Origin of the sequence: Actinomyces denticolens (genome assembly GCF_002072185.1) — a bacterium.
Classification (GTDB): Bacteria; Actinomycetota; Actinomycetes; order Actinomycetales; family Actinomycetaceae; genus Actinomyces; species Actinomyces denticolens.
In genome coordinates, this window is record NZ_MVIW01000025.1 from 1,264 (window position 1) to 27,430 (window position 26,167).

The following is a 26,167-nucleotide window of genomic DNA, read 5'->3' on the forward strand; positions in this document are numbered from 1 at the left end:
CAGTGGGAGTAGAAGTCACGGGCCTCGTCGAGGTCGGCGACCCAGATGGCGACGTGGTCGAGGTGCGGCATGATCATTCCCTTTCTGATGAGTCAGACGCCGTCAAAGACCAAACGATCATCTTGTCAACGACGGCTTTTCTTAGTCATTTCGACGGATTGGCTACCCGCCTTGCCGTTGACCTTCACGATAGAGGAGCATACGATCATCGTCATTGATCGTTACAGAGCAAAACGATCATCTTGGCGTCTGCATTGCGGGGAAGAATGACTGATACGCCGAACGAGAGGCGCCGCGCCATCCTGAGGGTCCTGAGCCCCACCACGCCCCACAGTGTTCAAGCGCTCTCCCGACTGACCGGAGTCTCAGTGGTGACGATCCGCCGAGACCTGACCGAGCTCGCCCACGAGGGCCTGGTCACCCGGGTCCACGGCGGGGCCCTGCGCGCCCCTCGACGCGGCGCGGCCCGCCCGGCGGCGATGCGTCGCAGGCAGGATGTGGAGATCAAGCGACGCCTGGCGCAGGCCACCGCAGAGCTTATCGACGATGGCGAGGCGGTCATCATGGACTCCGGCACGACCTGCGAGATGGTGGCGGAACAGCTGGCTGGCCGCGACATCCGCGTCCTGTGCCTGTCCCTGGGTGCAGGAGCCGCACTTGCCTCGGTGCGTGGCGCAACCGTCACGATCGCGGGCGGCCCGATCGATCCCGAGTCTCTCTCCCTGTTCTCCGCCGAGGCCGTCGATGCCGTACGGGCCTTCCGGGCCGACGTCGCCGTGCTGTCGACCTGCGCCGTCTCCGTCCACGACGGCCTGACGGTCATGGAGTCCGACGACGCCATGGTCAAGCGCGCCATCATGGCCTCCTCCACCCGGCGCATCCTGCCGACCGCACCGAGCAAGATCACCCAGACCAACACCTACCGCTTCGGCCGCCTCGAGGACCTCGACACGCTGCTGACGACCAGCCAGATCGACCCCGACACCCTCGATGAGCTACGAGGGGCCGGGGTCGACGTCGTGCTGTGTGACTGAGTGCGACGAACCGCGTTGAGGTCGGCTCAGCCGAGCAGCGCCGCAGTGGTAAGGACGACGGCGAGCAGCGGGAAGGCTCCCTGCTTGGCAGCAGCGGCGCGATGGGGCGCCGATGCCAGAGCCAGGACGATGGCCGCCGCCATCATCGCCCCGGTGCCGGCCAGGACTAGGGACGCACCGATCGCCAGGTGTCCCATCGCTACCAGGACCACCCCGATGAGTGCCTGGAGTGCGAGGAAGAGGTTGTAGAAGCCCTGGTTGAAGGCGTAGAAGGCGTGGGGCCGGGCCTCCTCGGGGGTGCCGCCGAAGGTCTTACGGGCAAGCTCCCCCTCCCAGGCGATGGACTCCATGTAGAAGATGAGGACATGGAGGGCGGCGGCCAGGACGGCGAAGACCATGGCGACAGTCAGCATGCGGACTCGATTCGTGAGAGCGGACGGGAACCGGCCCCCTCAACCGACCTGGCGGCGCCTTTATTCCCCGGGCTCGTTCCTGGGGCCTGCCCTGCTCAGGCTCCGGCCCGCTGAGCGACCCAGGCGATGAAGTTCTCCTCCCCGGTTCCGGTCAGCTCGGCCATCGTGTGCCCCTGGCCCCAGATGGTCGCGAAGTCGACGCTGCCGGCTCCGGCCTGCTGGAGCGCCAGGACGAGATTGACCTCCACGGTGGAGGCGGTGTCGCCCTGGGTGATGCCGGTGCGGATACGCCAGGCCGGGGCGACGGTGGAGGTGCCGCGGCCCTTGGAGCCCTGGGTGAGGTAGTAGAGGGGGTCGTACATCGATACGCGCGTCACCATGTCGGTGCCGACCGAGTCCTTCGTGGCCAGGTCCGTCTCGTAGGCGGAGATGCCGTAGTCCTCGCTCCATCCGCTCAGGGACGAGTACCTCGACTGCCCCTTGGAGATGACCTCGCGGCTGGAGGAGGAGAAGTGCAGCTTGTTCTCGCCTGAGCCCATGACGAGGTTCTCGGTCTGGGCACGGTCGACGCCGTCGAAGGCCCCCACGTCCTTGGAGGCGTTCTTCTGGGAGGTGACGAAGCCCTCGAGGCCGGTGATCGTCGCGGTGTTCGTGGACGCATCGTAGGTGACCCACTGCGCGGAGGAGTTGAGAGACGCGATGTACTCCTCCACCGTGTTGTAGGTGACGGACTCGCTGCTGGACTGACCATCCGCTCCGCCGCCCGCGGGTGCGCCGCCGGAGGTGGCGCCACCGCCGCCGGGTCCCATCCCGGCCATCTCGGTGGACGAGGGCGTGTAGGGGAAGGTGGTGGCCGCCAGGAAGTCGTTGAGGGACCTCTGAATGACCGCCACGAGGTGGTCGTAGTAGGAGCCCGCCAGGTAGGTGCCCTTGGAGGAGGGCTCCAGGCTCAGCGGCCTGCCGTCGGAGTCGGTGAGCTTCAGCGCGTTGAGGTAGGTCGGGAAGGCGGCCGCGAGGTCCTGGGAGTAGGCCCTCGTCCAGGTGCCCTCGGCCCGGGTGCCGGAGGAGGCGAACTGCCCCATGTTCCACTCGTAGGCGGCGTTGGCACTGTCCAGGGTGGTGATGGGGCACCAGCACATGGCTCCGGCGACGGCGTCGGACAGGGCCTTGCCGTCAGCGTCGGTGGTGGCGGCGCCCAGGGCGGCCAGGTAGGGGGCGAACAGTCCGCTGTCGCCCGAGGCCCCGGCGACGGCGCTCTGGGCCCCTCCCCCGCTGTGCCCGAAGACGTAGACCTTGGCGGCGTCACCGGGAACGGAGGCCGCGTTGTAGCGCCGGTAGCGCACGGCGGCCTTGAGGTCGGTGACGCCCCAGGGCGCGTTGCCGGAGTAGGTCTGGGAGTTGGAGTCCTTGCCGCGAAGGCCCGCGTGGATGTAGATGAAGCCGGCCTCCATGTAGGCCTTGACGGTGTCGTAGGAGTACTCGGTGGGCGGCTTCTGGGCGGAGTAGCCCGGGGTATTGACCGGGAAGACGGTCGGGGCGGTGGCGGCCGTGAAGCCGCCGACGGCGCCGGAGGCGTTGACGGTGGCGGTGTAGGTGCCGTTGCCGTTGTCGATCGCGCTGAGATAGGCCCCGGGTACGTAGATGCCCAGCGTCTCGTAGTCGGAGGCCTGGGGCGTGGCCACGTAGCTCAGGCCCAGCTGGTAGTAGACGTCGCCCGTGGCGTCATAACGCCAGGCCGCCTTGTCCAGCGCCAGTTTCGAGTCGGTGTGGGCCCGCGATGACGTCGCGGCGGAGGCCTGCGAGGCGGCGCCCCCGGCGGAGCAGGCCCCTAGTCCCAGGAGTCCCGCCGTGGCGGGCAGAGTGGTCAGGATGGTGCGTCGTGGCAGGTTCATGCATCTCCCTCCGGCACGCCTCCGGGCGTGCCTGACTGTGTCGTCGTACGCGACCAGCACATCACTCTAAGGCGAGGAGCGCCCTGTGGCGCGTCTGTGCCGTCTCTGTGAGTACGTGACGCGTCAGGGCCTCGCCGTGTCGGCGGACGCACAGGTCTGGCAGGGTTAGTCGGTGATGAGCTTGAAGGCGATCGCCATGACGATGGCATTGTAGAAGAAGGCCAGGACCGAGTGGACGGTCACCGTCCAGCGCAGACGACGGGAGGTGACATTGACGTCGGAAGTGGCGAAGGTGGTCCCGATGGTCATGGCGAAGTAGACGTAGTCGGTCAGCTCGGGATCCTTGGTTCCGGGGAAGGCGAAGGCCGGGCCGTGGATACGGTTAAGACGCTCATAGTGGCGGGCGTAGCTGAGGTGGAGGAGCGACCAGCCCAGGATCGCCATGAGAACGGTGGTGAGTTTGATAACCTTCCGGACCAGCGCCAAGGCCTCCTCTCGCTCGGTTCCCACAATCGTGGGCAGATTCGTCATCGGCCCTTCCTGCAGACTCAGCTCGAGGAGTGCCCCGAGAACTCCCATGAAGGCTGCAGTAGCCGGAGTCAGCCCCAGCAGGACGATCATCCATCGGCTCAGCCTCAACGCGGGTTTCCGAGTGCCATCGTCGTCCGGAACGGTGCGACGCCTCCAGGCCGCGCCCAGAACCACGGCGACGTAGACCAGTGCCAAGAGGGGCCAGGCGATCACGGAGTAGAAGGCGATGGTGGTGTCGCCGCCGAAAACCGTCGCCGCTCCCAGGACAACGAGCAGGGTCTCCACAATGAGCCCTACAGCGCCGGATCGTGTCATGGGCACAGTCTGCCATGCGAAGGCCACGGCGCCTGACACCACTGCCTCGCACGACGGCGCTGCCCGCCTGATACGGAGGCGGGCAGCGCCGTCGTCGACTGGCAAAGCGGTCCGAGACTCAGTCCTCAGCGACGCTGGGGTGCGTCATGTCCATGGGAACGACCCACTTGTCGAACTCCTCGGCGGTGACGAAGCCGAGCTCCAGGGCGGACTCACGCAGGGACAGGCCCTTGTGGTGCGCGTTCTTGGCGATCTTGGAGGCCTTGTCGTAACCGATGTGGCGGTTGAGGGCGGTGACCTGCATGAGGTTGGTCTCCAGGTTGGCCTCGATCCGCTCGGCGTTGGGCTCGATGCCGTAGGCGCAGTTGGTGTCGAAGGAGACGCAGGCGTCGCCGAGCAGGCGGATGGACTCCAGGACGTTCCATGCCATGACGGGCTTGAAGACGTTGAGCTGGAAGTTGCCCTGGGAGCCGGCAAAGCCGACGGCCGCGTCGTTGCCGAAGACCTGGACAGCCACCATGGTCATGGCCTCGCACTGGGTGGGGTTGACCTTGCCGGGCATGATCGAGGAGCCGGGCTCGTTCTCGGGGATGAGCAGCTCGCCGATGCCGTTGCGCGGGCCAGAGGCGTACCAGCGCACGTCGTTGGCGATCTTCATGAGGGCGTCGGCGAGCACGCGCAGAGCGCCGGAGACCAGGACGAGGGCGTCGTGGGCGCCCAGGGCCGCGAAGAGGTTGGCGGCCTGGGTGAACTCGATGCCGGTCTCCTCGCTGATCTTGGCGGCGCACAGCTTGCCGAACTCGGGGTGGGCGTTGAGGCCGGTGCCGACGGCGGTGCCGCCGATGGCGAGCTCGCGGGCGCGCGAGTCGGCGTAGCGGATGCCGTCGAGCGCGAAGTCGATCTGGGCGACCCACCCGGAGATGACCTGGCCCAGGGTGATGGGGGTGGCGTCCTGGAGGTGGGTGCGGCCCACCATGACGACGTCCTTGTACTCCTCAGACTTCTTGGCCAGGGTGTCGCGCAGCTGGGCGACGCGCGGGTACATGTCCTGCAACTCGCTGACCACGGCGATGTGCATGGCCGTGGGGAAGGTGTCGTTGGAGGACTGGCCGCGGTTGACGTGGTCGTTGGGGTGGACGGGGGTCTTGGAACCCATCTGCCCGCCGGCCAGCTCAATGGCGCGGTTGGAGATGACCTCGTTGGAGTTCATGTTGGACTGGGTGCCCGAGCCGGTCTGGAAGACGACGAGCGGGAAGTGGTCGTCGAGCCTGCCGGCGATGACCTCGTCCCCGGCGGCGGCGATGAGGTCGGCGATGTCCTGGGGGAGCTCGCCGAGCTCGGCGTTGGCCAGGGCGGCTGACTTCTTGAGCACGCCGAGGGCGCGGACCATCGGGCGGCCCCACACGAAGGTGTTGCGGCCGATGTCGAAGTTGTGCAGGGAGCGCTCGGTCTGGGCGCCCCAGTAGCGGTCGGAGGCGACCTCGATGGTCCCCATGGAGTCGGTCTCTGTGCGCGTCGTCGCGCCGGGCTTCTCAGTTGTCATAGTCCCAAGGCTAGCGAAAAGCGGACCCACGCACCCGCGGACTCACGTCCCGCAGGACCTGGTGATCGCCGGTGGGCAGCCGAGCCGCCAGGAGGGCCGGGCGAGGGGATCACCCGGTCAGGGGCGATGGCCCGCGCGGTGGCGCGGGGGCTGTCCTCGGTGGCGCCCGGCTAGCCGGCGAGCACGTTGCCCAGGTCCACCAGACCGGTTCGCAGGGCGAGGAGGACCAGTTGGACGCGGTCGCGGCTGCCGGTCTTGGCCAGCAGATGCGAGACATGCGTCTTGACCGTGGCCATGGACAGCCACAGGCGGTCGCAGATCTCCTGATTGGTCAGGCCCAGGGCGATGAGGCCGAGGATCTCCCGCTCCCGCTCGGTCACCCCGGCGGGGAGGGACGACGGCGCCGCAGCGGTTCCCGCCCCGCCCGGCGTCCCGGGGGCGACCGCCGAGCCTGCGCCCGGAGCCCGGCCGTCCCGCATCGCGCTCAGGAGCCTGCGCGTGGGGCCGGGCGAGATGACGGAGTCCCCCGAGTGCACGGTGCGGATCGCGGCCATGATCTGCTCGGGCGGCGTCGACTTGAGGAGGAATCCGGCGGCCCCGGCGTCGATCGCGCCGAGCACGTAGCCATCAGTGTCGAAGGTGGTCAGGATGATGATGCGGCCAGGATGGCCCCCGGCGACGAATGCGCTCGTGGCCTCCAACCCGTTCATGACCGGCATCTGCACGTCCATGAGGACGATATCCACGGGGTCGGCCGTGCAGCGGCGCAGCGCGTCGGCGCCGTCGACCGCCTGCCAGGCGACCTCGATGTCCTCCTGGGCTCCCAGGATCATGGCCAGGCCGGCCGTGATGAGCCGCTCGTCGTCGGCCAGTCCCACGCGGATCATGTCTGCTCCTCCCCCACCGCCGTGCTCGCCGGGTCTGCGGGCAGTCGGACGGCGACGCGCCATCCGCCCTCGGGCCTCGGTCCCGCGCTGAGGCTACCGCCGAGTGCCTCGACGCGCTGACGCATCCCCGACAGGCCGAGGCCGCTTCCCGGGCCCTCGTCCGGGCCGCCCGCGTCGTTGACGACCTCAACCGCGCACTCGGAGCCGGTCACCCGCATCTGGATCCGAGTGGCGGCGCCGGGCGCGTGACGCAGGATATTGGCCAGGGACTCGCGGGTGACGCGGGCCAGCACGTCGGCCGCGCTCGTCGGCGCCTCGCACTGGGTGGTCAAGCTCAGCGCCACGGGGAGCCCTGCGAGCCGGGCCTCCTGGATGATGCCGAGCAGGCTCGGGCCGCCGCCGGGGGCCTGGGCGCCCACCGCGAGCGGTCCCACTGGCGCGGGCGCTGCGGGAGTCCCGCCCGCCGACGAGCCCACCGCTGCCGCGGACTCGCCGGGATCCGGCGCGGCGGAGGCGATGGTGGCCGGGGAGTCATCATCGCGCAGGACCTCCAGCAGGGCCCTGACCTCCTCGATGGATGCCCGGGAGGTCCGACCGATCACCGCGAGCGCTTCACTGGCCGCTTCGGGGTCCGCCACCATGACGGCCCGGGCGCCCTCGGCCTGCATGGCGATCGCGGACAGGGAGTGCCCGACGGCGTCGTGCACGCCTCGGGCGATGCGGTTGCGCTCGGCGGAGACCGCCAGTCGCCTCTCGGCGTCCTGCTGGGCCTCGAGGACGGCCGCCCGCTCGATGGCCCGCTCGTAGCGCTCGCGACGGCGGCGCCGGGCATCGCCGATGAAGGCGGCGAGCGTGATGACGGTCCAGGACGAGCCGAGCAGGATGTACCAGTAGAGGGGCCCGTAGCCCGTGGGGTCGAGACGATCCCGGAGCCTGAGGCCGTGCGCCGCGAGGAGCACCTCGAGGCCGACTCCGACGTAGACGGACCCGAGCAGCGCCCAGCGCCAGGGCGCGACGAGGCGGGATTGGGTGGTGATGGTGGCGATGAGGGTGATGACGACGGCGAAGGTGGAGATCTGCGTGAACGCGGCGGCATGCGCGGTCATCGCCAGCCCGCTGACGAGCACGAAGGCCAGGGGATGGCGGCGTCTGACCACGAGCGCCGCCGAGCACACGACGAGCAGCCCGAGGTAGATGCTGCGCCCGGCGCCGCTGAGCGGGGGGATGGCCCTGGGCACGCCGGCGGGGCTGCTGCTGCTCCATAGGATGAGGAGGACCAGTGCCAGGCCGACGGGATCAACCTGGGCGCGCAGCCTCGCGATCGCCTTGTTCATGGGGGCAACCGTACGTGGAGGGCGCGGCGGCGGCCTCAGGCCACGGTATGAGGCGCAGTATGGGGCAAGGGCTGCGCCGACTGACGCCGTTCCCACCGGGTGGTGCCGTTTGCGCCCACCGGTGCGTCCTGCCCGCACCGGTGGGCGGGAACGGCACCGGTCAGTACCGGCCCGGTGCGGAACGCGCCGCCGACGGCTCGTGGGTGCCGGCTCCGTACGTGCCCGGGCAGCAGAAGGCCCCGGCACCTGCTGGTGCCGGGGCCTCCGGTCTCGTAGCGGGGACAGGATTCGAACCTGCGACCTCCGGGTTATGAGCCCGGCGAGCTACCGAACTGCTCCACCCCGCGTCGGCGAGTAGAACTCTAGCCCGCGCCCGCGCCCGCCTTCAAGCCGCCAGAGCGTGCCCTTCCTCACCAGGAGCGCGGCCGGACCGCAGACCGCCCGGGCCTCCAGCAGCACCGGGCCGCGAGCGGCGCGGGGGTCGGTCGGGCGGGCGCGCCCGGCCGACCCCCCGGCGCCCCTACTTGCCGTTCAGCTTCCCCTGGGCGTCAACGGCCCGGGAGATCGCCGAATCGAGGCGCTTCTGCGCGTCGCCGTAGGCCGTCCAGTCGCCGGCCTTGAGCGCCTTGTCCGCATCGGTCATCGCCGTCTGCGCGTCGGCGAGGGCGGTCTGGAGGTCCGTCGCCGGATCGCCGGTCGAGCCGGCCGCGGAGGCGCTGGGCGCGGGCGGGGCGGGCGCCGTCGTCGCCGGGGAGCTCGGAGCGGCCGTCGGCGCGGGCGTCGCCGCCGCTGAGGGATCCGCGGCGGGCGCGCCCGCATCCGCCCCACCGGAGTCGATGGGGGCCGTCGAGGTGTCATTGGCGGCGGCCGTATCGCCATCGACCTTCTCCTGGCCCGTCGTGGCCCCGGAGTCGCCGCCGAAGACCTGGTCGAGCGCGCCGGACAGGCTGTCCGCGAAGCCCACCTTGTCGCCGAAGGACACCAGCACCTTGCGCAGCAGCGGGTACTGCGTGCCCGAGGACGACTGGACGTACACCGGCTGGACGTACAGCAGGCCGCCCCCCACCGGGAGGGTCAAGAGGTTCCCCTTGATCACCTGGGAGCCCTGCTGGGACAGCAGGTTGAGCACCGTCGAGGCCTCGTTGTAGGAGTTGAAGTTGCCCTGGACCTGACCGGGCCCCGGGATGTTCGAGGATCGGGGCAGCTCGAGGACGCGTATCTTGCCGTAGTTCGGGTTGCGCACCCCCGGCTGGCCGGAGGAGGTCTCGGAGTCCACCGCCATGAAGGCCGTGAGCACCGTGCGCCCGGGGAAGATGAAGACGCTGGACAGGGAGAAGCTCGCCGCGTCCTGGTCCGGCATCTTCAGGCTCAAGTAGTAGGGGTCCTGCGGGGACTCGCCCTGCCTGTTCGGGTCGGCGTCCCGGGTCGGGTCGTCGGGGACCTGCCAGAAGTCGCCGCCGGAGTAGAAGCTGGCCGGGTCCTGAACGTGGTACTTCGACATGATGGAGCGCTGCACCTTGAACAGGTCCTCCGGGTAGCGCATGTGCGCCATGAGGTCGGCGCTCATCTGACTCATCGGCGTCACCGTGCCGGGGAGCACCTTGGACCAGGCCTTGAGGATCGGGTCGTCCTGGTCCCACTCGAACAGGCGCACCGAGCCGTCGTAGGCGTCGACGACCGCCTTGACGGAGTTGCGCACGTAGTTCGATTCCTCGGGCGCTCTCACCAGGTCGCTCGACCCGGTGGCCGCCGTGAGGGAGTCGTGCTGGGAGTACGGGTAGTTGTTCGTCGTCGTGTAGCCGTCGAGGATCCACAGGACGCGCTTGGGGGTCGAGGGGTCGTCGTCATCATCCACGACGGCCGGATAGGGGTTGCCGTCCAGCGTGAGCCAGGGGGCGACCTTCGCGACGCGCTCGGCGGGATTGCGGTCGTACAGGATCTGGGAGCCCTCCCGGACCTCCTTGGAGAACAGGAGGTTCATCTCCTGGAACTTCACCGCGTACAGCAACCGGTTCCAGTAGTTGGACACGCTCGGGCCCCCGTCACCGGCGAAGGTCGAGTTCACCTGGCCGTTGGGGGCGGTGTCGTCGGGGTAGTCGAGCTCGCGGGGGCTGCCGCCGTCGTCCCCGCCGACGATCGAGTACTCGGGGGAGGACTGGCCGAAGTAGATGCGCGGCTCGTAGGAGCCCAGATCGCCCTGGGAGGGGATGCCGCCCTCCCAGAACGCGGGGCTGCCGTCGGAGGCCACCGTGTTGCCGTAGGCAGTGACGACGCCGTAGCCGTGGGTGTACACGGTGTGATCGTTGATCCAGGTCCTCTGATCCTGCCCGATGCCGTTGAGGTTGAGCTCGCGCACCGCGATGACCGTGTCCCGGCTGCTGCCGTTGATCTGGTAGCGGTCGACGTTCAGGCGGGGCTGGAAGGAGTAGTACTGCTTGTTCTGCTGGACCTGGCGGAAGGTCGGCGAGATCTGGCCCGGGTCGAGCAGGCGGATCGACGCCGTCGACTCCGCGTCCTCCAGCAGCTGGCCCGGCTCTGCCGTGGTCTTGGCGTCATAGGCGGACAGGCTGGCGTCCCCCAGGCCGTAGGCGGCCAGCGTGGCGTTGATGTTGCGGCCGATGTACTCCGACTCCTCGCGCTGCGCGTTGGGCTCGACGACGAAGCGCTGGATGACCACCGGGTAGCCGGTACCGATGACCAGGGCCGAGGCCACCATGACGACGACGCCGATGATGGGCAGCCGCCACGAGCTGGAACGGATCGAGGCGATGAACAGCACCGCGACGACGACGGCGATGGCCGCCAGGATCGCCTGGGCGGGCAGGACCGCGTTGACGTCGGTGTAGGCGGCGCCGTCGAATCTGGAGTTCGAGGAGTACAGCGAGGTGTAGCGGGTCAGCCAGTAGCGCGCGCCCAGCAGGAGGCTGAGGGCCGCCATGAAACCGGTGAGGTGGATGCGCGCGGCGCGGGTGACGTGCTGGGCGCGCGCCACCGCGATCCCGCCGTAGAGGTAGTGGACGGCCACGCTCGCCAGGCCCGCGAAGATGACCACGCGGATGAGGAAGCCGACCACCGCGGTGAGCACCGGCAGGATGAAGACGTAGAAGGAGATGTCCATGCCGAACTGCGGGTCGGTCACCCCGAAGGGCTCGGCGTTGAAGGCCAGGAGGAACTGCTGCCACTTGGGCGCGAGCTCCCAGGCCGCGCCGGCCAGCGCCAGGACCGCCGGGATGAGCCAGGCCAGGCGCCGGCGGAAGGGCTCGATGAGCGTGCGGTAGGCCTCCAGGTTGCGGGTGGCCTCGTCGGTCGGGACCTCGATCTCGCGGGCGCGGTAGGCCGCGGCCATCGCGCCGCCGGTGGCCAGGAACATGATGACGAACCCGACGACGAACAGCGCCCCCGCGCTGGCCCAGTGAGTCCAGAAGACCCGCTGGTAGCCCAACTGGTTGAACCAGAGGACCTCCGTCCACGAGCGCGAGAGGAAGCCGATGAGCGCCGCCGCCCCGGCCAGGATGCCGATCGTCAGGGAGAGCGGTCCCGGGCGCCGGGAGGGGGCGGCGCCGCTGGAGGGCCGGTGGGCACGGCCCCCGTCGCGCCCGCCATTGTCATCAGAGCCCCCGGAGCCGCCGCTTCCACCGCGGGAGCCCCCGTCCCCGTCATCGTCCGACGGGCCGGGGTCATGGGCCTTGAGGGCATCGCCGAGGTGGCGCAGGAAAGCGGCGTCGCCCTCGAAGAACATCCCCGAGCGGACGCGGTCCTCCTTGCTGGGCTCATCGGCGGAACCCGCTGAGCCCCCGGACTTCCTCGGCCCCTTCGACCCCTCCGGCTCCCCGGTGCCCTCGGACGGGGTCCGGGGCGCGTCCTCGGGCCGGTCGGGATCTGGCTGCTCGATGGGATCGTCGTCGGACCTGTTGTTCACGATCACGCTCCGTCACTGGTGCCGCGCGACCCTCGCGCGGACTGGTCGGCGCCGAGGCGCCCGGACCCCATGGTCCCATAGGCGCGAGACGGCGATCAAAGCGGGACGCGCCGGTCGGCACCGGGATCGGCCGGGGGAATGGGGAGGAGGATGCGAGGATAGGCGCATGACGCAGTCGACCGCCCCTGGGGAGAACCCGTCCGCCACTGGGACCGCGCGCCGCCTCGCGCTCGGCTCGCCGCGCCACGTCGCCCTGGCCGATGCTGTCATGGAGCTCGAGGAGCACATGGCGAAGCGGGGCTGGGACACCCCCGTAGCGGTCTTCGCGCTGGTGCGCACCTCGACGGCTCTCCGGGCCGACCCCTCCCTGGCCGACCTCCTGGACCCCGGCGCCGTGGAGGGGGCGAGGAAGAACCCGGAGTCGCTCATGCTCGTCGAGCAGGAGGACCTGCCGCCCTCGTCCACGCTGGAGGACCTGCTGACCCAGCTGGCCTGGCCGATGAGCGTCGACGGCGTGGCCGTGTCCGCTGAGCGCATCATCCTGCCGGCGGAGGCGGAGGCGGAGGCCGCCGCGATCGAGGACGAGGCCGAGCAACTGGCTTACTTGGAGAGCCGGCCGGATCGCGAGGAGGTGCGCGTCGTCGTCGGGGCTCTGCGCTCCAATGAGGCGTGGTGCGCGGTGCGCGCCCGCTCCCAGGACTCCCCCGCCATGGTCGCCCAGGGCCCCGACCTGGTGCCGGGGCTGGCGGAGGCCCTGCGGGCCACCTTCATCTGAGCCTCGTCCGGACCCCGGGCGCCGGGGCTCGGCGTCTCAGTCCTCCTCGCCGGGAGCCCCGGGGCCGCCCGAGTCGGGGTCCTCGTCCCGCTGCCCGCGTCCGCCCTGATCGGCCCTGTCCGCCTCGCGGGCGGCGTCGGTGTAGCCCAGGGTGCCGTCGAGCAGTGAGGCGAGATCGGCGTCCATCTCGGCGTCCATGTCCTTGTCCGCCTGCCGCATCGTCAGGAAGTCCTCGGGGTGGGCGAGCTCGGAGGCGGTGGGCATGACGTCGGGGTGCTGCCAGAAGGCGTCGCGCTCGGCGTCGCCGGCCTCCGCGCCGATGCGCCGCCACAGATCGGCCGCCTCGCGGGCGAGCCGGGGTCGGAATTCCAACCCGATGAGCTGGGCGAAGACCTGCTCGGCCGGCCCCCCGGCGGCACGGCGGCGCCGCATCATCTCGGCCAGCGCCATGCCTCGCAGCAGATGCGGGGCGATGGCCCGCTCGGTGACCACCTGCACCCAGCCCTCGATGAGGGCCAGGAGGGTCTCGAGACGGCCGAGGGCCTCGAGCTGCTCGGGGCTGGACTGCGGGGAGAACATCCCCCCGGCCAGGGCGGCCTGGATCGCCTCGGGGTCATGCGGGTCCACCTGCACCACGGCGGCCTCGACGGCGTCGGTGTCGATGGCGATGCCGCGGGCGTAGGCCTCAACGGCGCTCATGACCTGCCCGCGCAGCCAGGGGACGTGCGCGTAGAGGCGCGCGGTGGCGGCCTCCCGCACGGCGAAGAACATCCGCACCTCCTCCTCGTCCTCCTCCAGCTCGGCGGCGAAGGCACTGATATTGGCGGGGAGGAGAGCGGTACCGGGCTCGCGGGTCAGCGGCAGGCCGACCTCGGTGGAGGCGACGGCCTCCTGCGCGAGCTGCCCGATGGCGTGGCCGAGTTGCATGCCGAAGGCGGCGCCGGCCATGGTGCGCATGATCGCCTCCAGAGCGCCGACCTGCTTGGCGGCCTCACCCACCGCCTCGTCCCCCACGGCCTCGCCCATGTTCCGAATCTGGTGGGTCAGGGCCTCGGAGAGGGCGCGAGTGGCGGCCTGGGCGACGGGCGCGCAGACGTCCTTCCACACGGGCATGGTGCGAGTGACCCAGGCATCGCGGCTCCATGCCTCGCGCCCGCCGGGGGCCGGCATGAGCTCGGTGGCGGTGTCCAGCCAGAGATCGGCGACGGTCAGGGCCTGGCGGACGGCCTGGGCCTGCCCGGCCGTGACGGTGGGGTCCCCGCCCTCGCGCGCCCGCTGGAGGGCGAGGTCACGCCCCATGGTCCAGTTGACGGGCTCGGTTGAGGAGGCGGCGAACATCTGGGACAGCTGTGCGCGCATCGCCATGGCCTGCCCGGGGCTCATGCGCGCGAGCTCCTCCATCCCGCCCATCGAGGCGAGCTGCTCGGGGTCGATGCCGGAGGATCGCAGGGCGGCGACGGCGTCGCGCGCGGTCTGCGGCCCGAGGATCGCGGAGAGGAGCTCCTCAAGGGTCTCGAAGGGGTCCTCGCTCATGGGGTTCCTCCCTGGCGGTGGTGACTGGCTGACGTCGGGGCGGTGCCGGGAGGCGGGCGCAGAAGGAGCGCCCGCGGGGCACAGGACGATCGTGCCATGGGCGCCTGCGCGCCGGGAACGCGCTTCGCCCGCAGCGCGATGACGGAATGGGACGGGGCGGGTGGGCGTGGCGCTGCCCCGTGGGCCATGATGGGGCCCGTGACCGAGCATCCCGACCCGACGCTCCCCGCCCCCGGCTCGCCCGCCGACGCACCGACCGCCGCGGCTCTGGACGCGGGGGCCGCCCCTGAGGCCGCTGCCGGGCGCCGCCCGCGCATCGCCCACCCGTGGCGCTGGCTCCTGGCCGGGATGGCACTGGGGATCCTGGCTTTCATCGCGGCGGCGACGATCCCCGTGCCGAAGGTCATCGAGAGCCCGGGGCGCACCTGGAACGTGCTCGGCACCGTCCAGTCCGAGGGCCGGTCCACCGATCTCATCAGCATCTCCGGTGCCGAGACCCACGGCGCGCAGGGCGCGCTGCGGATGACCACGGTGGCCGTCTCCGGCTGCCCGGGCTACCCGGTGACCGCGCTGGACGTCATCCGCGCCTGGCTGGATCCGGATGAGATCGTGCTCGACCGCGATCAGGTCTGCCCCGAGAGCGTCACCGCCGAGCAGCAGCACGAGGTGGAGCAGGCCCAGATGACGAGTTCGCAGGACGCCGCGGTGACAGCGGCGCTCCTGGAGACCGGGCTGGCGGACTCGATGGTCCTCACCGTGCGGGGGACCTCGGACGAGCGGGGCGACGGCGTGTTCGCGGCCGGGGATGTCATCCGCTCGGTCACCCCCGTGGGCGGGACGACGACCTCCCCGGCCACTTACGCCCAGCTTCAGGAGCTCATGACGACCATCGCGCCGGGCACCGAGGTCCAGGTGGTCGTCAGCAGGGAGGGGCAGGACGTCACCCTGACGATGGCGACCCTCGATCCGGGGCGGGACTCCGGCCGCGAGGGCTCACTCCTGGGCGTCATGCTCGATGTGCGCGCGAACTCGGACGTCAGCGCCACTTTCTCCCTGTCGGACGTGGGCGGGCCGAGTGCCGGATCGATGTTCGCCCTCGGCATCATCGACAAGATCACTCCGGGGGATCTCACCGGCGGCAAGGACATCGCCGGCACGGGGACGATCTCCTCCGACGGAACGATCGGCCCCATCGGCGGCATCGCCCAGAAGATGGCGGGCGCCTCCGACGCCGGGTCGCGCTACTTCCTCGCCCCCGCGGGCAACTGCGGGGATGTCCTGGGCCATGAGCCCGAGGGCATGGAGGTCTACGCGGTTTCCAACCTGCATGAGGCGGTGCAGGCCGCCGAGGGCATCGCCGCCGACGACACCTCCGCCCTGACTAGCTGTCGGACGGCCGCCACCCGCTAGCCCACCCCCTCCCCCTCGCCGAGACCGGTCGAAAACGTCACCGAGACCGGTTCCCTCTCCACAGGCGCCTGAGGCGGGCCACCGCGGCCCGGCCCGTAGCCGGCCTTGTGGTTCACGGCCGGGGCTGGAGCTCCCCGAAGAGCCGGCGCTCGACGCCGTCCCAGGCCGGCGCCGCCGCCGGGTCAGGCGCGTACCGGGTGATATCCGAGGAGGCGCGCACCAGCTCTCGCAGCTGGGCGAGGTCGCCGCTGATGAGCCCGGCGCCCCTGGCGGCCACGACGATGCTGCCCAGGGCCGTGGCCTCCACCGGGCCGGCGACGACGGGCAGCCCGGTGGCATCGGCCGCGAGCTGGCACAGGAGGCGGTTGCGCACTCCCCCGCCGACCAGGTGCAGCGCGCCCACCCGCTTGCCGGACAGGGCCGCGGCCTCCCTCACCGCCCGCCGGTAGGCCAGGGCGAGGGACTCATTGACGCAGCGCGCGTACTCGCCGATGCTGCGCGGCCGCGGCTGGCCGGTGGCCCGGGCGGCGTCGTCGATGCGGGCGGCCATATCACCGGGGGCCACGAAGATCCGGTCATCGATATCGACCACCGTGCGCAGAGGCTCACTGGCCTCGGCGGCGGCGTCGAGCTCGGCCAGGGAGACCTCGAGGCCCTGCTCCCCCCAGGCGCGCACCGCCTCGTCGAGCACCCACAGGCCCATGACGCTCTTGAGGTAGCGCACCGTGCCGTCCACGCCCAGTTCGTTGGAGAAGTTCGCGCGCCGCGAGGCCTCGGTGAGCACGGCCCTGTCGAGCTCGAGGCCGACGACGGACCACGTGCCGCAGGAGATGTAGGCGATGTCCTCGTTCTCGGCCGGGACGGCGACGACGGCGGAGGCGGTGTCGTTCGAGCCGACGGCGACCACGGGCGTGGGGGCGCCGTCGGGGCCGAAGACCTCCAGGGCGTCCCGGCGCACGGGCCCGACGATGGTGCCGGGCTCGATCGTCTCGGGCAGGAGTCCCGCCAGGTCGAGGCCCATCTCGGTGCGCAGGCGCTCGACGAGCGGGCGCGACCAGCTGCGCGTGCGGGTGTCGACGAGCCCCGTGGTCGAGGCGTTGGTGACCTCGGCGTACATGGAGCCGGTGAGCCAGCAGGTGATGAGGTCGGGCAGGAGCAGCAGCGTCCGGGAGGGCAGGCCGTTGCCGGGGGTGGGCAGGCCCCCTTCGCGGTTCTCGGCCATGAGCTGGAAGACGGTGGTGAACTCCTGGACCTGCAGCCCGTTGATCCGATAGAGCTCACTGGCCGGGATCGCCTCGAAGAGCCGCTCGGGCATGCCCTGGGTCCTGGTGGAGTTGTAGGCGCTGACCAGGCCCGCCGGCACGCCGTCGCCGGTGACCAGGCCGTAGTCCATGCCCCAGGCGTCCACGCCGATGGCGGACAGGGGCCCGACGTCGCGCACGGCGGCGAGCAGGCCCTGGCGGATCTCGCTCCACAGCCGCAGCAGGTCCCAGTAGAGGCGCTCGCCGGCCCGGGTGGGGAGGGGGATCGCGCTGTTCGGGAAGCGACGGGTCTCGGTCAGGGTGATGCGCCCCTCGTCGATGGTGCCCACGATGACCCTCCCTGTGGAGGGCCCCAGGTCGATGGCCCCGATGCGGATCGGCCCGCTGCTCGTCATGTCTCCTCCTGCGCTCGGCGCCCCGGGAGGCGTCGACGGTGCCCGAGGCATCGCTCAAGGTACCCGACGCCGGCCCCGCCGTCCCAGGACTCGCCCCGCCCCCTCGCCGAGACCGGTCGAAAACGCCATCGAAACCGGTTCCCGGCCTGCGGCGCCGGGCGGTTTTCCACAGATCCGCCCGGCCCCCTGGCACGGTGCCTCCCGGAGTGCGAGGCTGATCCAGGCCGCCCATCACCGGTTCGCCGGTCCCCCTCCCCAAGGCGGCCGTGAGGAGAGCATCGTCATGCGCTTACGTGGAGCGGCCCCGGTCCTGTGGCGGGGCCCGGGCGAGTGCCAGATCGGAGCCGAGGCGGGCAACGCCGTCGTCCTGAGCGGGATGAGCGCGGCGGAGCAGCGCCTCATCGACCGCCTCGATGAGGGCACTGACCGGCTCTCGCTGTCCCGCTCGGCGCGCCTGTCCGACCTGCCTCTGCGCCGCGCCCATGAGCTCGTGAGCATGCTGCGCGAGGGCGGAGTGCTCTGCGAGGACCCGCTCCCGAGCGCGGAGCGCGACGCCGACGACGTCCTGTACTGGGAGCGCCTCTGCTCCCCCGGCGGCGCCTCGGCGCGCGCCCGCCGCCTGGGCGAGGCCCGCCTGGCTGTGCTGGGGCGCGTCGATGAGGGGGCGCCGGGGGTGATCGCCCGTGAGGCCGTCGCCCTCCTCGCCGAGGCCGGGGTGGGCTCGATCCTGGTCGAGGACCCGTCCCTCGACGCCGCGCTGGGCGAGTCCTTCCCGACGACGGCGCGCCGGGCCCCGCTGCGAGCGCTGCCCGACCTGATGCTCACCGTGGAGCCGCATCTCATCGACCCGGTCCGGGCGCGGAGCCTGGCGCGGGCGGACGCGCCGCACCTGCCGGTGGTGGTGCGGGAGGTGAGCGTGCGGGTCGGCCCGCTCCTGGAACCGGGTCGGGAGCTGTGCGCGGCGTGCCTCGATCTGCATGAGCGGGACGCCGACCCGCGTTGGCCGGCGGTGGCCACGCAGGAGCGGGGCCTGCCCGCGCCGCGCATCGAGCGGCTTCTGGCGCATCAGGCGGCGGGGCTCGTGGCGAGGACGGTCCTGGAGGTGCTGGCCGGCGGGCCGGGGCAATGGGCGGGCCGCAGCCTTGAGATCTCGGGGACCGAGCCCCTGGGGCTGGAGCGACGGTGGCAGCCGCATCCAGAGTGCGCCTGCGCGGCGCTTCAGCCGGTCTGCTCGCGGACGATGGCCAGGACGGCCTCGGAGTAGGCCTCGATCTTGACCGGACCCACGCCGCGGATGAGGGCGAGCTGCTGGCGGGTTCCCGGTTTGACGACGGCGATGGACCGCAGCGTCGTGTCCGCGAAGACCGTGTAGGCCGGCACGGAGCGCCCCTTGGCCTCCTCGGCCCGCCAGGCGCGCAGGGCCTCGAACAGGGCGATGGTGGCCGGGTCGTTCTCCTGCTCGAAGAGGGCGGCGGCCTCCTTGGCGCGGGCGCGCGGCGAGGAGTCGCCGCTCCCCCGACGGCGAGCCCCGGCCCCATCGGCGTCGGCCTCGGTGGGCCAGATGCCGTCGAGGAAGCGGGAGTGGCGGCGGGAGGCGCGGCCCCCGGGGTGACGGGCGCGGGCGTAGGAGATGAGGAGGTGCTCACGGGCGCGGGTGACGCCCACGTAGAGCAGGCGCCGCTCCTCCTCCAGGGCGGCGGGCCCCTCGGCCAGGGAGATCGGCAGGAGCCCCTCGCAGGCGCCGATGAGGAGTACCGCGTCCCATTCGAGGCCCTTGGCGGCGTGGAGGGAGGACAGGGTGACGCCGTCGACCGTGGGGGCGTTCTGCGCCTCGGCGCGCTCGGTGAGCTCGGCGATGAGGGTGTCGAGGCTGGAACCGGGACGGGGGGCGAGCTCGTCCGCGAGGGAGACGATGGCGTTGAGGGAGTCCCAGCGCTCACGCTGGGCGCCGCGGGCGGCGGGGGGCTGCTCGGCCCAGCCCTCGCGGGCGAGGATCTCCCGGGCGTCGCGGGCGACGTCCCCGGTGAGGGTGGCGGCCTCGGTGCGGGCGGCGCCGCGCAGCAGCACCATGGCGCGCTTGACCTCCTCGCGCTCGAAGAACCGCTCCCCACCGCGCACGAGGTAGCCGATGCCGGCGGAGGCCAGGGCCTGCTCGACGGCCTCGGATTGGGAGTTGGTGCGGTAGAGGACGGCGATCTCGGACAGGGGCACCCCGGAGGCGGTGAGGCGGCCCACCTGCTCGACGACGCCGGCGGCCTCGGCGGTGTCGTCCTCGTAGGAGTCGAAGCGGACGGCGGGGCCACTGGGGCGCTGGGCGACGAGCTCGACGGCGCCGGCGGGCAGGCGCAGCGCCCCTGAGCCGCGCCGCGAGCGGGCGAGCACCCGGTTGGCCAGGGAGACGACCTGGGGGGTGGAGCGGTAGTCGCGGTTGAGGCGGATGACGCGGGCGCCGTCGTACCGGGAGGCGAAGCCGGTGAGGAAGTCCGGGGTGGCGCCGGCGAAGGAGTAGATGGTCTGGGAGACGTCCCCGACGACGCACAGCTGGCGGCGCCGCCCGAGCCAGAGGTCCAGCAGGCGCTGCTGGATCGGGGAGACGTCCTGGTACTCGTCGACCACGAAGTGCTTGTACTGGCTCCTCACGCGGGCGGCGATGTCCTCCCGCTCGGCGAGGATGCCGGCGAGAATGAGCAGAACGTCCTCGAAGTCGATGACGCCGCGCTCGCTCTTGGCCTCCTCGTAGAGGTGGAGGACGGAGGCGATGGTGCCGGCGTCGAGCCCGGCGGCGCCGCGCCCGCGCGCGGTGGCGGCCTGGGCGTAGTCCTCGGGGAGGGTGTTGGTGACCTTGGCCCATTCGATCTCCGCGGCGAGGTCCCGGATGAGGGCGCGGTCCGTTCCCAGGCCGAGGCGGGAGGCGGCGACGGCGATGAGGGGGGCCTTGCCGGGCTGGAGGGGGAGGATCTGCCCGCCGATGGCGGTGGGCCAGAAGTAGCGGAGCTGACTGAGGGCGGCGGAGTGGAAGGTGCGGGCCTGAGCGCCCTCGATGCCCAGCGCGCGCAGGCGGCTGCGCAGCTCGCCCGCGGCCTTCTTGGTGAAGGTGAGGGCGAGGAGCTGGTGGGGGTGGTAGGCGCCGACGGCGACGCCGTGGGCGATGCGGTAGGTGATGGCGCGGGTCTTGCCGGTGCCGGCGCCGGCCAGGACGCACAGCGCCCCCTCCAGGTGCTCGGCGACGGCGCGTTGATCGGGGTCGAGGGCGTCGAGCAGCTGGGCGGGGGTCGGCGGCCGCCCGGCCCGGACGGGGCCGGGGGCGTCGGGGGCGGGACTGGGCTTGGTCATCGTGCACAGCCTGCCACGGCCCGCCGACACGCTCCGACGCCGCTTATCGCGATCCGCCCGCCGCTCACGGTCGCTGGGGCGCGGGCGCCCCGGGCGGGCGGGGGCTGCTCCACGTCGGCGCTTCGGGAAGGCCCCCGCCGTACCAGTCCTCGATGAGCAGGTGGGCGATGGAGGTGGGACCGGGAAGGATGACCTCCCCGGCGGCCACGGCCTCCGCCAGCTCCGCGCGGGACAGGGCGACGGCGTCGCTCACCTCCTCGCCGTCGGGGCGCGCGGGGCCCTCGCCGGGGGCGAGGCGGGCGCGGTAGCCGAGCATGAGGGAGCGGGGGAAGGGCCAGGGCTGGGTGGCGACGTGCTCGACCGCCTCGACCCGCAGCCCGATCTCCTCGGCGACCTCCCGGGCGACGGCGGCCTCGGCGGACTCCCCCGCCTCGATGAATCCGGCGACGGTGGAGTAGCGCCGGGGCGGCCAGGCGGCGCCGTGGACGAGGACGATGCGGTCGCGCTCGTCGGTCACCGCCATGATGACGGCCGGGTCCGTACGGGGGAACGAGATGGCGCCGCAGCCGCCGGGTCGCGGGCAGCGGCGGGCCCATCCGGCCTGGCAGGGCTCGGTACGGGCCCCGCAGGCGGCGCAGTGGGGGGCGGAGGCGTGCCAGGCGGCCAGGGCGGCGGCGGCGGTGGCGAGCCCGGCGTCGTGGGCGTCGAGGGCGGCCCCGACGGCGCGCAGCGCGGACAGCGGGTTGGCCGCGAGGATCCGCTCGAGGTCGGCGTGAGGCCGCCTGGCGCCCTCGGCGTCCTGGGGCTCGGCGGCAGTCGTGGCGGGGGCGCCATTGGGGACGACCGCGGCGATCCAGGCGGCGCCCCCGGCGTCCTGCCCCGGCCCGCCCGTTCCCCCCTCGCCCGCTGCGGAGCCGCGCGGGGAACGGCCGAGGTAGATGAGGAGCAGCCCGCTCAGGTCGGCGTCGGTGGCGCGCAGATCGGCCAGGTGCAGATTCTCCGGCGCGGACTCGAAGGGTGTGAGCCCGTCCAGGGGCAGGTCGGGGCGGATGGCGGGGGCCGCGAGCGCGACGCGCCCCCGGGCGTCGGCCAGGACCAGCCGGGTGGCGGGGTCGGCGGCGAGGCGCTCCAGGAGCCCGGGCTCGCTGCGGCGCGCGGCGTCCCGGTCGGTCCGGCTGCGCGACAGCATCGGTAGAGCGAGGGCAGCGGACCGGGTGCGGAGCGCGCGCCGCGCCGTCGGCGCGTCCCGGTCGGTCCCTCGAGGCGCGGCGGGGCGGGGTGCGCTGGGTTGGCAGGTCATGGGCCCACCATGCGCCTTTCCCCGTTCCTCCGCCCAACGGGTCCCACCGGCTGGGGCCCGCGCGGTCGATGGATGCGGGCCCCGGTGCCGGATGAGCCGCTGGTCAGCGCGGGACCGCTCACCGTCGGCCGGCCCCGCGCCCAGCTTCTACTGCGCGCCGCACAGGCGGGCGAACTGCTCGGCGTCGGCGTAGGAGGACTGCGTCCCGGGCTTGGTCACGGAGTCGGCCGCGTAGTGACTGGCCCTCCTCAGGGCCTCCAGGACGTCTCCGTCGGCCACGAGGCAGTGGCTGAAGCAGCCGATGAAGGCGTCCCCGGCTCCGGTGGTGTCGTGGGCGTCCACGGCCACGGCGTCGATGACGCGCTCGCCCTCGGCCGTCAGCCAGAGTGCTCCGCGCTCCCCGAGGGTGACGATGACGTTGGGGATGCCCACGTCCAGCAGGACGGAGGCGGCGTTGCGCACGTCGTCCATGGTCTCGACGGGCATGCCGGTGAGCAGCGACAGCTCGGTCTCGTTGGGCACGATGTACTCGCAGTCCCGGACCCGGCCCAGCACGAGGTCGGGCTGGGCGGGCGCGGGGTTGAGGAGCACGGGGATGCCATGGCGCTTGCCCAGGGCCACGGCCTCGTAGACGGTCTCCAGCGGGATCTCCAACTGGAGGACGATGAGGCGGCAGGCGGCGATGTCCTCCTCGGCGGCGCGCACGTCGTCGGGGGTGAGCAGGGCGTTGGCGCCTTTGACGATGATGATGGAGTTGTGCGATTCCTCATCGACGAAGATCGGTGCGACGCCGCTGGTGGCCTCGGTGGGCATGACATAGGTGGTGTCGATGCCGTTGCGCCTGAAGTTGGCGATGGTGTTGTCGGCGAAGATGTCGTTGCCGACCCTGGTGACCATGCGCACGCTGGAGCCGAGGCGGGCGGCCGCGACGGCCTGGTTGGCGCCCTTGCCGCCGCACCCCATGGCGAAGTCCGGGGCCTCGACGGTCTCCCCCTCGGCTGGCATCCGGTGGATGTAGGAGATGAGGTCCACCATGTTGGAGCCGATGACGGCGATATCCATGTCTCAGCCCTCCTTGAGCCCGGTGGTGACGTGGAAGGATCGGCTCTGGCCGGCGGCCAGTTCGATGAGGGTGCCGGCCTCGCGGGCGGCGTTGCGGCCCTCGGGGCGCGACGTGCCGGGAAGGACGAATGCGGCAACCTTCTGGTCCGGGTTGTGCAGGATCCAGCGGGTGGCCACGGGCAGTTCCTCGGAGGAGAAGCGCGTGGCGAAGACGCGCCCGTCGGGCGAGGCGAGCTCGAACTCGAGGTCCTTGCCGTAGCGCGGCAGGTCGTCGGCGAAGTAGACGATCTCGGGGTCGAAGGCCTCAGCGCCCTCCAGGGAGTCGGCGTTGAGGCGCCCGGCGAGGATGTCCTCGTTGAGGGCCCTCCACTCCGGGGTGGGGGTGACGTGCGCGGGGATGGTGCGCCGCAGTTGGAAGGCGCCGTCGGGAAGGGTCTGGCGCATGGCGCCTCCGGGCACGAAGGCGTAGTTCATGTGGCACATGTACTGCAGGGGCATGGGCGCGTAGGCGGACAGGTTGGTCACGTCCAGGGCGATGTCGATCATGGTGGCGCTCTCGGCGAGCGCGACGGAGGGGCGGGCCCGGTAGTGGGCGCCGAATCCCATGACGTACTCGTAGGAGGAGACGACGCGCATGACGGCGCCCGCGCCCTCCCCGCTCCCGGGGGCGTCCTCGATCTCGATCCAGGCGGCGTCCATGGGCGCGCAGGGGAACTCTCCGTGGAGGGGGTGATCATCGTCGGGCGCGGGGCACCCGGCGGCGAGCAGGCCGGAGTGGAAGGCGAAGCAGCCGTAGGTGGCCGCGATCTCGGTGGCGGGCCGGGGCCGGCTGAACATGTTGTCCATGCGCAGGCTGATGCCGTCGAAGACCAGGTCCCAGATGATCTGCCCCATGTAGGGCAGCACCTCCACGCTGCCCCGCTCGTTGGCAATGGTGAGCGAGGCGATCCCCGAGGGGTGGACGGTGGCGGTGGCGCGCAGCGTCCCCGCCTCGACGATGTTGGTGGGGGTGGCGGTGAAGATCTCGCGGGACAGCGGGATGGTGATCATGTCTCAGTCCTCCTTGCGGGTCGCGTTCGTGGGGGTGCTATTCCGCTCATCCCGTTCGTCCCTGTGACAGCGCAGGAAGTACAGGAGGATGACGGCGAAGCACGCGATGTTGATGGCGAATGAGCGCTGCATCGATCCGAGGGCGTCGGAGATGAGGCCCTGGAGCGCGGGGACGACGGCGCCGCCGACGATGGCCATGACGATGATCGCGCCTCCGGTCTCGGTGAATCTCTTGTCCTCGATGGAGTCCAGGGTGCGGGCGTAGATGGTGGCCCAGCACGGCCCCATGCACCCCGAGACGAGCAGGGCGCACCACACCGCGCTCATATTGGGCACGAAGGACACGTACACGAGTGCGGCCATCCCGACGGCGCAGTACCCGACCAGGACGAGGTCGTGGTTGAAGCGCGCCATGAGGACATTGGCGAGCATCTTGCCGGCGAAGAACATGATGAATGTGCCGATCATGAAGTTCGAGGCGGAGCGCTCGTTGAGGCCGGCATCCATGTTGAGGGCGAGTCGGATGGTGAAGGACCACACGGCCGTCTGCAGCCCGACGTAGAGGAACTGGGCGATGATCCCCTGGGCGAAGCGCCTCCGGGTGCGCAGGTAGGCCAGGGTCTCCCCGATGGAGGCCCGCTCCTCGTGGTGGTGGGAGTCCAGTGGTTTGCAGCGGGGGAATCGGGTGATGGCCACGAGCACCACGAGCACCAAGAGGACCGCGATGATGACCTTGTAGGGGCCGAGGGTGCGCTGGAGCGCGGCCTCGGCGACGGCGCGGGCGGCCTCGTGATCCAGGCCCTCCATCTGCTTCTCGAGGGACTCCCCCTCGGAGAAGATGAGGTACTTGCCCAGGACGACCCCGGCGAGGAATCCGATCGGGGTGAAGGTCTGGGAGATGTTGAGGCGCAGCGTGGCCAGGCGCTTGGGGCCGATGAGCGAGGAGTAGGTGTTCGCGGAGGTCTCCAGGAAGGACAGGCCGATGGCGATGGAGAACAACGAGGCGAGGAACACCTGGTAGGTGGCCATCCGGGAGGCCGGGAAGAAGAGGGTGCATCCCAGGATGTAGACGCTCAGGCCGATGAGGAGGCCCGTCTTGTAGCTCGTGCGCCGGATGACGCGCGAGGAGGGGATGGCGATGAGGAAGTAGCCGCCGTAGAACGCGGACTGGACGAACGCCGAGGCGAAGTCGGACAGGTCGAAGACGGATTTGAACTGGGTGATGAGGATGTCGTTGAGGCTGGCGGCCGCGCCCCACATGGGGAAGCAGATGGACAGCAGGATGTACTGGAAGACCGGGGTGCGGTCCAGGTAGCCGTCGTCGAGCTGGCGGGTGGGGTCGGGGATGATCCCGATGGAACGGTGGTCCGGGACGGCCTCGGGGGCGGCGTCGGGGCTGGCGGTGGTCTGGTCGGTGGCGCTCATCGTTCGGCCTCCGGATCCGCCTCCAGCAGGGCCCTCCCGGCGGAGGCGCCGATGCGGGTGGCGCCGGCGGAGACCATGGCGGCCAGGTCGGCGGCGGAGCGGATACCGCCGGAGGCCTTGACGCCCATGCCCTCCCCCACGCATTCGCGCATGAGGGCGACGGCGTGGGCGGTGGCGCCCCCGGTGGAGAAGCCGGTGGAGGTCTTGACGAAGTCGGCCCCGGCCGTCTTGGCGGCGGCGCAGGCGCGGCGGATCTCGTCGTCGGTGAGCAGGCAGGTCTCGAGGATGACCTTGGTCAGGGCACTGCCCGAGGCCTCGACGACGGCGCGGATGTCGGCCTCGACGGCGTCCCAGTCGCCGTCCTTGACGGCACCGATGTTGATGACCATGTCGACCTCCTCGGCGCCCGCGGCGATGGCGGCGCGGGTCTCGGCGGCCTTGGCCCCGGTGAGGGTGGCGCCCAGGGGGAATCCGATGACGGTGCAGAGGGTGATGCCGCTGCCCGCCAGTGCCTCGCGGCATTGGGGGACCCGGGATGGGTTGACGCAGACGGCTCCCATGCGGAGGTCCTTCGCCTCCTGGCATAGGGCGTCGATCTGCTCCGCGGTCGCGTCAGGGGCGAGCAGGGTGTGGTCGATGATGCGGGAAACAGATGTCACGAGAACTCCTTCGTCCGTGGCGGTGACCACACGAAGGTAACGCCGTCGCGCTGCGGCGGTAACCCTTCACGGCCATCGAAGCCAGGGGCGCGTTT

General features: G+C 71.5%; 20 protein-coding genes and 1 tRNA gene. 5 read left to right on the plus strand and 16 right to left on the minus strand.

Annotated elements, in window-relative coordinates:
• Together B1H55_RS13100 and B1H55_RS08280 are read left to right on the plus strand one after the other, a co-directional pair.
• The coding region (locus B1H55_RS13100) for a hypothetical protein (protein WP_205635516.1) at window positions 1–218 on the plus strand (218 nt) is incomplete at its 5' end.
• 48 nt (window positions 219–266) lie between these two features.
• Entirely contained in the window at window positions 267–1,034 is a 768-nt protein-coding gene (locus B1H55_RS08280; RefSeq protein ID WP_073453812.1) for a DeoR/GlpR family DNA-binding transcription regulator, read from the plus strand.
• A gap of 26 nt (window positions 1,035–1,060) precedes the next feature.
• Here B1H55_RS08280 and B1H55_RS08285 read toward each other — a convergent pair whose 3' ends face one another.
• The 8 genes from B1H55_RS08285 to B1H55_RS08320 all read right to left on the minus strand — a co-directional run bounded on the left by B1H55_RS08285 (window position 1,061) and on the right by B1H55_RS08320 (window position 11,868).
• Window positions 1,061–1,447, minus strand: a complete 387-nt coding sequence (locus B1H55_RS08285; protein WP_077240375.1) for a DUF1304 domain-containing protein — start codon at window positions 1,445–1,447, stop codon at window positions 1,061–1,063.
• Window positions 1,448–1,542: 95 nt separating this feature from the next.
• The gene (locus tag B1H55_RS08290) at window positions 1,543–3,339 is read right to left on the minus strand and encodes a subtype A tannase (protein WP_077240376.1); all 1,797 of its coding nucleotides are present in this window, start codon (window positions 3,337–3,339) and stop codon (window positions 1,543–1,545) included.
• Between the two features lie 165 nt (window positions 3,340–3,504).
• Window positions 3,505–4,185 carry a DUF1345 domain-containing protein gene (locus tag B1H55_RS08295; RefSeq protein ID WP_231952846.1) on the minus strand — a complete coding sequence of 227 codons (681 nt, stop codon included), beginning with the start codon at window positions 4,183–4,185 and terminating at the stop codon, window positions 3,505–3,507.
• Window positions 4,186–4,303: 118 nt separating this feature from the next.
• The gene (gene fumC / locus B1H55_RS08300; RefSeq protein ID WP_077240378.1) at window positions 4,304–5,728 is read right to left on the minus strand and encodes a class II fumarate hydratase; all 1,425 of its coding nucleotides are present in this window, start codon (window positions 5,726–5,728) and stop codon (window positions 4,304–4,306) included.
• 170 nt (window positions 5,729–5,898) lie between these two features.
• Window positions 5,899–6,615 (minus strand): response regulator, encoded by a 717-nt coding sequence (locus B1H55_RS08305; protein WP_073453821.1) that lies wholly within the window; start codon window positions 6,613–6,615, stop codon window positions 5,899–5,901.
• Window positions 6,612–7,949 carry a sensor histidine kinase gene (locus B1H55_RS08310; protein WP_073453824.1) on the minus strand — a complete coding sequence of 446 codons (1,338 nt, stop codon included), beginning with the start codon at window positions 7,947–7,949 and terminating at the stop codon, window positions 6,612–6,614. Before B1H55_RS08310 ends, B1H55_RS08305 begins: the two co-directional genes overlap by 4 nt.
• Window positions 7,950–8,222: 273 nt before the next feature.
• Window positions 8,223–8,296 (minus strand) — tRNA-Met (locus B1H55_RS08315).
• A gap of 173 nt (window positions 8,297–8,469) precedes the next feature.
• On the minus strand, window positions 8,470–11,868 hold the full coding sequence (locus B1H55_RS08320; protein WP_077240907.1) for a UPF0182 family membrane protein: 3,399 nt from the start codon (window positions 11,866–11,868) through the stop codon (window positions 8,470–8,472).
• A 166-nt stretch (window positions 11,869–12,034) separates the two neighbouring features.
• Between B1H55_RS08320 and B1H55_RS08325 the strand changes: the two genes are divergently transcribed.
• A complete protein-coding gene (locus tag B1H55_RS08325) occupies window positions 12,035–12,643 on the plus strand; it encodes a PPA1309 family protein (RefSeq protein ID WP_073453898.1) in 609 nt (202 codons plus the stop codon).
• 36 nt (window positions 12,644–12,679) lie between these two features.
• Here the strand turns inward: B1H55_RS08325 and B1H55_RS08330 are convergent, their stop codons facing one another.
• Window positions 12,680–14,176 carry a zinc-dependent metalloprotease gene (locus B1H55_RS08330; RefSeq protein WP_077240379.1) on the minus strand — a complete coding sequence of 499 codons (1,497 nt, stop codon included), beginning with the start codon at window positions 14,174–14,176 and terminating at the stop codon, window positions 12,680–12,682.
• Window positions 14,177–14,365: 189 nt separating this feature from the next.
• Here B1H55_RS08330 and B1H55_RS08335 point away from each other — a divergent pair, with 189 nt between their 5' ends.
• Window positions 14,366–15,586 carry a YlbL family protein gene (locus B1H55_RS08335; RefSeq protein ID WP_240494183.1) on the plus strand — a complete coding sequence of 407 codons (1,221 nt, stop codon included), beginning with the start codon at window positions 14,366–14,368 and terminating at the stop codon, window positions 15,584–15,586.
• 112 nt (window positions 15,587–15,698) lie between these two features.
• Here the strand turns inward: B1H55_RS08335 and B1H55_RS08340 are convergent, their stop codons facing one another.
• Window positions 15,699–17,243 (minus strand): rhamnulokinase, encoded by a 1,545-nt coding sequence (locus B1H55_RS08340; RefSeq protein ID WP_077240381.1) that lies wholly within the window; start codon window positions 17,241–17,243, stop codon window positions 15,699–15,701.
• Window positions 17,244–17,526: 283 nt separating this feature from the next.
• On the opposite strand from B1H55_RS08340, the gene B1H55_RS08345 reads away from it, so the two are divergent.
• Window positions 17,527–18,507: a hypothetical protein gene (locus B1H55_RS08345; RefSeq protein ID WP_077240382.1), complete on the plus strand. Its 981-nt coding sequence runs from the start codon at window positions 17,527–17,529 to the stop codon at window positions 18,505–18,507.
• Here the strand turns inward: B1H55_RS08345 and B1H55_RS08350 are convergent.
• From B1H55_RS08350 to deoC, 6 genes are all read right to left on the minus strand, one after another.
• The gene (locus B1H55_RS08350) at window positions 18,462–20,576 is read right to left on the minus strand and encodes an ATP-dependent helicase (RefSeq protein WP_080461680.1); all 2,115 of its coding nucleotides are present in this window, start codon (window positions 20,574–20,576) and stop codon (window positions 18,462–18,464) included. The genes B1H55_RS08345 and B1H55_RS08350 overlap by 46 nt on opposite strands.
• 64 nt (window positions 20,577–20,640) lie before the next feature.
• Window positions 20,641–21,765, minus strand: coding sequence for an NAD(+) diphosphatase (gene nudC / locus B1H55_RS08355; RefSeq protein ID WP_080461681.1), 1,125 nt, complete (start codon window positions 21,763–21,765; stop codon window positions 20,641–20,643).
• A gap of 258 nt (window positions 21,766–22,023) precedes the next feature.
• Complete coding sequence (rbsK, locus tag B1H55_RS08360) at window positions 22,024–22,938, minus strand: ribokinase (RefSeq protein ID WP_077240383.1); 915 nt, start codon at window positions 22,936–22,938, stop codon at window positions 22,024–22,026.
• 3 nt (window positions 22,939–22,941) lie between these two features.
• Window positions 22,942–23,988, minus strand: a complete 1,047-nt coding sequence (locus tag B1H55_RS08365; protein WP_077240384.1) for an aldose 1-epimerase family protein — start codon at window positions 23,986–23,988, stop codon at window positions 22,942–22,944.
• A 3-nt stretch (window positions 23,989–23,991) separates the two neighbouring features.
• Complete coding sequence (gene fucP, locus B1H55_RS08370) at window positions 23,992–25,413, minus strand: L-fucose:H+ symporter permease (protein WP_077240385.1); 1,422 nt, start codon at window positions 25,411–25,413, stop codon at window positions 23,992–23,994.
• Window positions 25,410–26,072, minus strand: a complete 663-nt coding sequence (gene deoC, locus B1H55_RS08375; RefSeq protein ID WP_077240386.1) for a deoxyribose-phosphate aldolase — start codon at window positions 26,070–26,072, stop codon at window positions 25,410–25,412. Before deoC ends, fucP begins: the two co-directional genes overlap by 4 nt.
• Window positions 26,073–26,167 lie beyond the last annotated feature (95 nt).